Raw genomic sequence first — 4,869 nt, forward strand, 5'->3', positions numbered from 1 at the left:
AAAAGCCCGGAGTTAAAAAGTTGTAGTTTTTCTTGGTGTAAAAAAGCGACCAACGGATCCCGAAGCTTCGGGACTTTTTAGACCATAGAAAAACACAACTTTTAACGAGGACTTGTAGTGAATAGCTGGACACGAGCTTCAAAAAGCGAACTGGCGAAGCAAATAGCTTCAAATAAACCTTAGAAACTTTGTAACTTTGCATTTTAGAATTTAAAATATGCGAATAGATATTATTACGATATTGCCCGAGTTGTTGCGAAGTCCGTTTGAGGCATCGATCATGAAACGTGCTATTGATAAAGGTTTGGTGGAAGTTCATTTTCACAATTTGAGAGATTATACTACCAATAAACAGAAATCGGTTGATGATTATCCGTTTGGTGGTGGCGCTGGAATGGTGATGAATATTCAACCAATTGACGATTGTATTTCGCATTTAAAGAGTGAACGTGCGTATGACGAAGTGATTTATATGACGCCTGATGGTGAAACTTTGAATCAGAAAATGGCCAATTCGATGTCGATGTATGAAAATATTATTATTCTGTGCGGACATTATAAAGGTGTAGATCAGCGCGTTCGAGATCATTTTATTACGAAGGAAATTTCTATTGGTGATTATGTACTTTCTGGCGGTGAACTTGGCGCTTTGGTTTTATCGGATGCATTAATTCGATTGATTCCAGGAGTTTTGAGCGATGAGACTTCGGCATTGACCGATAGTTTTCAGGACAATTTACTTTCGGGACCAATTTATACGCGTCCGGCCGATTATAAAGGTTGGAAAGTTCCAGAGGTTTTAACCAGCGGACATTTTGCCAAAATTGATAAATGGCGCGAAGATATGGCGTATGAACATACTAAAAATCGTCGTCCAGATTTGTTGGAATAAATTCCAAATTATAAAATTCCAAATTCCAAGTTCGAAAATATTGGGATTTGGGATTTGATTATTGAGATTTTATTTATACTTTTGCACCCACATTTGACTAACCTCTGGCGAAAACCGTGAATGTTGCTCAAGTTTTAAACCATAATAGCATTAAAAATGGCAAATTTAGTAGATTTCGTAAATAACGAATTATCAACAAAAAAAGATTTCCCTACGTTTGGAGCTGGTGATACAATCACAGTTTACTACGAAATTAAAGAGGGTGAAAAAACAAGAACTCAGTTTTTTAAAGGAGTTGTTATTCAAAGAAAAGGTTCAGGATTAACTGAAACTTTCACAATTCGTAAAATGTCTGGAGCAGTTGGTGTAGAGCGTATCTTCCCAGTAAACATGCCAGCTTTACAAAAAGTTGAAGTAAACCAAAGAGGTAAAGTTAGAAGAGCTCGTATCTACTACTTTAGAGAACTTACTGGTAAGAAAGCAAAAATCAAAGAAAGAAGATACAAAAACTAATTCTTTCTTGAAAATGAATACTAAAATCCTTTTGATAAAACGAAAGGATTTTTTTTATGCAAAAAAGTCAGCTACAAATTATCAAATTCATAATTTAAATTCGTTTAAATCACAAATCAATAATTCAATCGATTTCGTAGCAAATCATTACCTATATTATCTCATTTTCATATCTTTGCTATCCGCGAAAATATTTTTTACAAACTTAAACTACAACAAACGAGAACATCGTTTGATATAAAATTAACAAACAACAAAAATGTCAAAGTCTAAAATTATCTACACTATTACTGATGAGGCGCCAATGTTAGCCACATTTTCATTACTACCAATTATTAAATCATTTGCAGCAACTGCCAATATTGAAGTTGAAAACAGAGATATTTCACTTGCAGGAAGAATTATTGCGAACTTCCCAGAATATTTAAAGGAAGAACAAAAACTAGGTGATGCTTTGTCTGAACTTGGTGCTTTAGCCAATACTCCAGAAGCAAACATCATTAAATTACCAAACATTTCGGCTTCGGTTCCTCAATTGAAAGAAGCTATTGCTGAGTTACAAGCTAAAGGTTATGCTCTTCCAGATTTCCCTGAAGACGCACAAACTGAAGAAGAAAAACTAGTAAAATCTAAATATGCAAAAGTTTTAGGTTCGGCCGTAAACCCAGTTTTACGTGAAGGAAACTCTGACAGAAGAGCTCCAAAAGCTGTTAAGAATTATGCAAGAAAACATCCGCATTCAATGGGTGCATGGTCTTCAGATTCTAAAACTCATGTGTCGAGTATGGAAAGTGGCGATTTCTACGGAAGCGAAACTTCGGTAACTGTAAAAGAAGCTACGGATGTTAAAATCGAATTTGTTGACAATAACGGAACAACAACTGTTTTAAAAGCAAGCACGCCTTTAAAAGCGGGAGAAATCATTGATAGTTCGGCTTTAAGTCTTTCAAAATTTAAAGAATTTATTGCAAAAGAAATTGCCGATGCTAAAGCAAAAGGTGTTTTGTTTTCAATTCACATGAAAGCAACGATGATGAAAGTTTCTGATCCAATTATTTTTGGTGCAGCAGTGGACGTTTTCTACAAAGATGTTTTTACAAAATATGCTACCTTATTTTCTGAATTAGGAATAGATACTAAAAATGGTTTGGGCGATGTTTATGCAAAAATTGCAGGACGACCAGAACAAGCTGAAGTTGAAGCTGCTATTAATGCGGTTTATGAAACTAGTCCAGCGATTGCAATGGTAAATTCTGAAAAAGGAATTACTAATTTACACGTTCCATCGGATGTAATTATTGATGCTTCAATTCCGGCAATGATTAGAACTTCTGGTCAAATGTGGAATAAAGATGGAAAAGGTCAAGACACCAAAATTATTGTTCCAGACAGATGTTACGAAGGACTTTACACAGCAACAATTGATTTTTGTAAAAAACATGGAGCATTCAATCCTGTAACTATGGGAAGTGTTCCAAATGTTGGATTGATGGCTCAAAAAGCAGAAGAATATGGTTCTCACGATAAAACATTCCAATTAAATGCTGATGGAGTTGTAAAAGTTACCGACGCAAACGGAACTGTTTTAATGGAACAAAAAGTAGAAGCTGGAGATATTTTCAGAATGTGTCAAACCAAAGATGCACCAATTCAGGATTGGGTAAAACTTGCTGTAAACAGAGCTAGATTATCAAATACACCAGCGGTATTTTGGTTGGATGAAAACCGTGCACACGACAGACAATTGATTGAAAAAGTGACTGCTTATTTAAAAGATTTCGATACAACAGGTTTAGATATTAGAATTTTAAATCCGGTTGCAGCTACTAATTTTACTTTAGAAAGAATTATTGCAGGATTAGATACAATTTCGGTAACAGGAAACGTACTTCGTGATTATTTAACCGATTTATTTCCAATTTTAGAAGTAGGAACTTCGGCTAAAATGTTATCAATTGTACCGTTAATGAATGGTGGTGGATTGTTTGAAACTGGTGCTGGTGGATCGGCTCCAAAACACATTGAGCAATTTATTGAAGAAGGTTATTTACGTTGGGATTCGCTAGGAGAATTTTTAGCACTTGGAGTTTCATTGGAACATTTAGGACAAGTTTTTGATAATAAAAAAGCTTTAGTTTTATCGGAGACATTAGATGCAGCTACCGAAAAATTCTTAGACACAGACAAATCACCATCTAGAAAAATTGGAAGCATTGATAATAGAGGTTCGCATTTTTACCTAACTTTATATTGGGCTCAAGCATTAGCTGAACAAAATTCTGATTTAGAATTGAAAGCTACGTTCGAACCAATTGCAAAACAATTGACTGAAAATGAAGAGAAAATCAATTCAGAATTAATTGGTGCACAAGGTAAACCTCAAGAAATTGGTGGTTATTATAAGCCAAATCAAGAGTTAATGTTCAAAGCAATGCGTCCGAGCGAAACATTCAATTCAATTTTAAATCAGTTGAACTAGTTTAAGATTTATTATAAAAAAAAATAAGCCTTGTCATTCATTTGATAAGGCTTTTTTGATATTTCTATTTTACTACGTTTATTCTTCTTTTTCTTCAACTTTGTCTTTATCCGATTCCGACAAGCCTTTCGCTTTAATAATTCGGACAACTGCTTTGTAACCTTGATTCAATCCCCAATTTTGGTTGGTTACAATTTTATCATTTCCATCATAAAATATAAATTGCCCTGTATTTGGAAAAAATTCTCCTGTATTCAAAGCTTGTAGATGAATTATATTTAAACCCTCTTTCAAATGCAAAGTATATTTTTGGAAACCCGATCTTAAATCCACATTTCTAACAATAATTTCGCCATTCACCGAAATTCGTACGTTATCACCATCAATCGCACCATAATCTCTACATGCGGTTGTAATTTCAGAAGTATAAACTATAAACTCACCAAGAAACATATCGCTATTCATTATCTCCTGTGTAATTCCTTCACGTTTCATTTGATTTTGTAGCTGTTGCGTATAGAACTCTGATGACTTTTTTATTGTTGGATCATCGATTTCCATAATACTTCGCTCCTCTTTTTTAGGTAATAAACTAAAATTTTTTGAGAGTTTTTCTTCTTTTTCTACGATAGATTCATACTTTATTTCAGCTGGAGACGTTTTAGTATCTAACTTTTTTAAAGGCGCCTCCTTCTGTTTTACAGGTGCAAATTTGATTCCCTTTTTAGAATTTTCAAACTGAGCAAATCCTTTCAAAGAAAACAATAATACCGTTAAAAAAAATAGTGGTCTCATAATCAATTTAAAATCAAAGCGTAAAAGTATCTAAAAACATCATAAATTCTAATTATAGTTAACCATACATTAACATTTGTTGTGTAACTTATTAAAAATTTAATAGTCAAATTTGCAAAACTAAATCAAAGAGTATGCCTTTAAATAAACTTATTGCCACTTTTCTACTTTTTTTCGCTACAAATATAGT

4 protein-coding genes are annotated in these 4,869 nt (G+C 33.6%); 3 read left to right on the forward strand and 1 reads right to left on the reverse strand.

What is annotated here, in order from left to right:
- Positions 1-217: 217 nt before the first annotated feature.
- The 3 genes from trmD (at position 218) to DIU01_RS10185 (ending at position 3,884) form a co-directional block, all read left to right on the forward strand.
- A complete protein-coding gene (gene trmD / locus DIU01_RS10175) occupies positions 218-892 on the forward strand; it encodes a tRNA (guanosine(37)-N1)-methyltransferase TrmD (RefSeq protein ID WP_290834076.1) in 675 nt (224 codons plus the stop codon).
- 156 nt (positions 893-1,048) lie between these two features.
- The gene (rplS, locus tag DIU01_RS10180; protein ID WP_290834078.1) at positions 1,049-1,405 is read left to right on the forward strand and encodes a 50S ribosomal protein L19; all 357 of its coding nucleotides are present in this window, start codon (positions 1,049-1,051) and stop codon (positions 1,403-1,405) included.
- A 259-nt stretch (positions 1,406-1,664) separates the two neighbouring features.
- Positions 1,665-3,884 carry an NADP-dependent isocitrate dehydrogenase gene (locus DIU01_RS10185; protein ID WP_290834079.1) on the forward strand — a complete coding sequence of 740 codons (2,220 nt, stop codon included), beginning with the start codon at positions 1,665-1,667 and terminating at the stop codon, positions 3,882-3,884.
- Between the two features lie 78 nt (positions 3,885-3,962).
- Here the strand turns inward: DIU01_RS10185 and DIU01_RS10190 are convergent, their stop codons facing one another.
- On the reverse strand, positions 3,963-4,679 hold the full coding sequence (locus DIU01_RS10190) for a hypothetical protein (RefSeq protein ID WP_290834081.1): 717 nt from the start codon (positions 4,677-4,679) through the stop codon (positions 3,963-3,965).
- Positions 4,680-4,869: the final 190 nt, after the last annotated feature.

The sequence above is a fragment of the Flavobacterium sp. genome (genome assembly GCF_003525665.1).
GTDB lineage: Bacteria > Bacteroidota > Bacteroidia > Flavobacteriales > Flavobacteriaceae > Flavobacterium.